Origin of the sequence: Pseudoxanthobacter sp. (assembly GCF_036822375.1) — a bacterium.
Classification (GTDB): Bacteria; Pseudomonadota; Alphaproteobacteria; order Rhizobiales; family Segnochrobactraceae; genus Pseudoxanthobacter.
On the sequence record NZ_DAISHT010000263.1, the window covers coordinates 1 to 4,176 of the forward strand.

The following is a 4,176-nucleotide window of genomic DNA, read 5'->3' on the forward strand; positions in this document are numbered from 1 at the left end:
TATCTGGCCCGCAAGCCGCGCGCGCAGTGGATGCAGCGCACCGAAATCCGCTGTTCGGTGTGCGAGCATCCGTTCGAGCCGGAGGACATGGCCTTCTGCCCGGCCTATGCCGGGCCGATCTGCTCGCTGTGCTGCTCGCTCGATGCGCGCTGCCACGATTCCTGCAAGCCCCGGGCGCGGCTTGAAGCGCAGGTGGAGGCGACGCTGTCGCATGTGCTGCCGCGGCAGCTGGTCGGGCGCATCAGTTCCCGCCTCGGGCACTATCTCGGCCTCATCGCGCTTGCCGGACTGATCATCGGCGGCCTGCTGACCGCCATCTTCTGGGTGATGACCTCCAGCGGCGCCGCCGATGTCGATATCATCGCCCGCGTGCTGTGGGCGGCGTTCTTCATCCTCATGATCATCGCCGGCATTGCCGCGTGGTTCTTCGTGCTGGCGCACGAGAGCCGGCGCGTGGCGCAGGAGGAATCGGCCCGCCAGAACACGCTGCTCCTGCGCGAGATCGCGGCCCACCGCCGCACCGACGCCGCCCTGCAGAAGGCCAAGGAGGCGGCCGAGGCGGCCAATCTGGCCAAAAGCCGCTATGTGGTCGGCCTCAGTCACGAACTGCGCACGCCGCTCAATGCCGTGCTCGGCTATGCGCAGGTGCTGGAGCGCGATCCGGCGGTGCCTTCGGGGCGCATGGGCGGGGTGCGCTCCATCCGCCGCAATGCCGAGCATCTCTCCGGCCTCATCGACGGGCTGCTCGACATTTCCAAGATCGAGGCCGGCCGGCTGCAGATCCAGCGCAACGAGGTGCGCACCGCCGATTTTCTCGACCAGCTCGTCGACATGTTCCGCATTCAGGCCCGCGCCCGCGGGCTCGATTTCACCTATCAGGCGGCCGAGTTGCCGGAGGTGGTCGTCACCGACGAGAAGCGCCTGCGGCAGATCCTCATCAACCTGCTCACCAACGCCATCAAGTTCACCGGCGCCGGCCATGTCGGGCTCACCGTCGGCTATCGCAATCAGGTGGCAACCTTCACCGTGGAGGACAGCGGCCCCGGCATCGCGGAAGATGATATCGCGCGCATCTTCGAACCGTTCGAGCGCGGCTCCGGGCCGGCCAGCCGGGCGGCGGCGGGGCTGGGGCTGGGGCTGACCATCACCAAGCTGCTGACGGAGCTGATGGGCGGCGAGATTTCGGTCACCAGCCGGGCCGGCCACGGCAGCCGTTTCCGCGTGCGCCTGATGCTGGCGGCGGTGGAGCGGCCGCGGGCGGTGCGGGCGGCGGTTGCCCACGGGCTCGGCTATGAGGGGCCGCGGCGCACGGTGATGGTGGTGGACGACGACGCCGACCACCGCGACCTCATCCACGCGGCGCTGGAGCCGGTGGGTTTCGTCGTGCGCGATGCCCCGGACGGACCGGCCTGCCTTGCGGCGGTGGAGACGGCCGAGCCGGACCTGTTCCTGCTCGATATCTCCATGCCCGGCATGACCGGCTGGGAACTGGCGCAGGCGCTGCGCGAGCGCGGGATGGGGCAGCCCATCGTCATGCTGTCGGCCAATGTGGGCGATACGCGCCCGGCGCCCGGCGAAAGTGCGGCCCACGACGACACCCTCGCCAAGCCGTTCGACCTGCGCCAGCTTCTGGACCGGCTGCAACTGCACCTCGGGCTGCTGTGGACCGGCGCCGGCGATCCGCAGCGCCGGCCGGCGGCAGCCGGCGCTGGGCCTGCGGCGGCCGCGGCCATGCCGGCCGCACCCGGGAGCGGGCCTGCGGCGGAAACGCCGGCCGGCGGCGGTCTGCGCTTTCCCGACGCGGCGGTGTGCGAGGCGCTTTTGCAGCACGCGGCCATCGGCTATGTGCGGGGCATCGAGACCTGCCTTGCCGCACTGGAGCGGGAGGGCGGCGATCCGGCCTTCATCGCGCAGGTGCGCGCCATCATGGCCCGGTTCGATTTCGACCGCCTCATTGCCCTCATCGAAACCGCCCGGCCGGAGGAGGCGCAGCCATGACCAGCAGCAGCGGGAGCGGCTCTCCCCGGTCCGACGGGTCCCGTTCCGATGCGCCCCGTTCCGATGCACTCCGGGCCGGGCCGGCCGGCCTGCCGCGCACGCGCGACATCGTGCTGGTGGTGGACGATTCGCCGGAGACCCTGAGCCTGCTGACCGATGCGCTGGAACAGTCCGGCGTAACCGTTCTGGTGGCCACCGCCGGCGAACAGGCGCTGGCGCTGGTGCAGCGGGTGATGCCCGACGTGGTGCTGATGGATGCCGTCATGCCCGGCCTCGACGGCTTCGAGACCTGCCGGCGGCTGAAGGCCGGCGCGCTCGCCCATGTGCCGATCATCTTCATGACCGGGCTGACGGAGACCGAGCACATCGTGCAGGGACTGGAGGCCGGCGGCGTCGATTATGTGACGAAGCCGATCAATCTCGACGAGCTTTTTGCCCGCATCCGCGTGCACATTGCCAATGCACGCGCGGCGCAGAGTGCGCGGTCGGCCCTCGACACGGCCGGCCGCTTCCTGATGGCGGCCGACCGGCAGGGGCGCATCCTGTGGTCCACGCCGCAGGCCATGCGCCTCGTCGGCGCCAGCCTGCCGGAAGCCGCCGACGGCAGCCTGCTGATGCCGGACCCGCTGAAGGCGTGGCTGGCGGCCGGCGCCGTGCCCGGCGCCGTGGCGCCGGTGAGCCTGATGGCAGCCGATGGCCGGCGGCTCGACATCTCCTTCCTCGGCAAGACGGCGGAGGATGAGTTCCTGTTCCGCCTGACGAGCGACGATGCGGCCGGGCAGGAGGCGGCGCTGAAGCAGCGCTTCGGCCTGACGGCGCGCGAGGCGGAGGTGCTGGTGTGGATCGCACGCGGCAAGTCGAACCGCGATATCGGCGATATCCTCGGCCTCAGCCCGCGCACGGTGAACAAGCACCTTGAGCAGATCTACGCCAAGCTCGGCGTCGAGAACCGGGCCTCCGCGGCCATTCTGGCCGCCCGCGCCATCGGCGAATTCTGAAGGCCGTCTCATTTTCCGGCCTGCCGGGCCCTTGCAGCCGCGTTTTGCGGCGCCGGCGGCCACGCGGTGCGTTGCGCGCGGCGCCATTCCGTGGCTCCATCACAGGCAGGGCGGCATCGCGGCTTTTTGCCCGTCTGGTTTGTGACAATCCGTTCGGATCAGGATCGGTCAGGCCGGTGGCGCGCTCGGATCTGCGCCCGGCCATCCGGCAGCCAGGCAGGCCCCGTGCTGCCGGCCGATTCTGCGAAAAGGGACCCCGGCGCAGGTGCCGGGCAGGCGAGATGGCGCTTGAAATCGAACGAAAATTCCTCGTGTCCAGCGATGACTGGCGCAATGAGGTGCGCAGCGCAACGCCGATCCGGCAGGGCTACTTCGTCCGCACCCCGATGGTGGTGGCCCGCATCCGGGTGATGGGCGACAAGGCCTTCATCACCGTCAAGGGCGCGGTTTCCGACCGGGTGCGCCATGAGTTCGAATATGAAATTCCGCACAAGGATGCGGAAGAGATGCTGAAGCTGTTTCACGCCGAACCGGTCATCGAGAAGACCCGCCACGAAATTCTCCACGACGGTTCCGTGTGGGTGGTGGATGAGTTTGCCGGGCCCAACGAAGGTCTGGTGCTGGTGGAAATCGAACTGACCGATCCCGATCAGCCGTTCAGCCGGCCGCGCTGGCTGGGGCAGGAGGTGACGGGCGACCCGCGCTACCAGAACTCCAATCTCGTGCGCGCCCCCTATTGCACCTGGCCGCCGCGCCGCTGATTCCGAGGGATGCCGGCGGCGTCCCTCTTCCGCCCCGGCAGAGGGGATGCTAAGGGAGCAAAAAAGCACAAAGTGGTCAGACCAGTTTGGACCTGAGCGGCGATTTTGCCCGGCTGGTCAGGCCGGAGCGGGCTGCAAGGCGGGAGCGAGACGTGAAGATTTCCCTGTTCATCGGCTGCTTCAACGACACGCTCTTTCCCGAGACCGGGCAGGCGGTGGTCGCCGTGCTGGAACGGCTGGGCCACGAGGTGGATTTTCCGCTGGAGCAGACCTGCTGCGGCCAGATGCATCTCAACAGCGGCTATCCCGACGAGACCACGGCGCTGATGCGGCGCACGCTCGATATCTTTGCGGATGCCGAGGTGGTGGTCTGCCCGGCCTCGTCGTGCGTCAACACCATCCGCAACGGCTATGTGCGG

The 4,176-nt window shown here is 69.0% G+C and carries 4 protein-coding genes; all 4 read left to right on the plus strand.

Annotated elements, in window-relative coordinates; genetic code table 11:
- A partial coding sequence (locus tag V7067_RS16075) for a hybrid sensor histidine kinase/response regulator (RefSeq protein ID WP_334176912.1) occupies positions 1-1,998 on the plus strand: 1,998 nt, incomplete at its 5' end.
- On the plus strand, positions 1,995-2,996 hold the full coding sequence (locus V7067_RS16080; protein ID WP_334176913.1) for a response regulator: 1,002 nt from the start codon (positions 1,995-1,997) through the stop codon (positions 2,994-2,996). The genes V7067_RS16075 and V7067_RS16080, both read left to right, overlap by 4 nt.
- 281 nt (positions 2,997-3,277) lie before the next feature.
- A complete protein-coding gene (locus V7067_RS16085; RefSeq protein ID WP_334176914.1) occupies positions 3,278-3,757 on the plus strand; it encodes a CYTH domain-containing protein in 480 nt (159 codons plus the stop codon).
- A 152-nt stretch (positions 3,758-3,909) separates the two neighbouring features.
- A partial coding sequence (locus tag V7067_RS16090) for a (Fe-S)-binding protein (protein ID WP_334176915.1) occupies positions 3,910-4,176 on the plus strand: 267 nt, incomplete at its 3' end.

Bases quoted from the DNA above. Each gene is read 5' to 3' on its own strand.
- V7067_RS16080 (WP_334176913.1), top strand. From the start codon at position 1,995: ATGACCAGCAGCAGCGGGAGCGGCTCTCCCCGGTCCGACGGGTCCCGT.
- V7067_RS16085 (WP_334176914.1), top strand. From the start codon at position 3,278: ATGGCGCTTGAAATCGAACGAAAATTCCTCGTGTCCAGCGATGACTGG.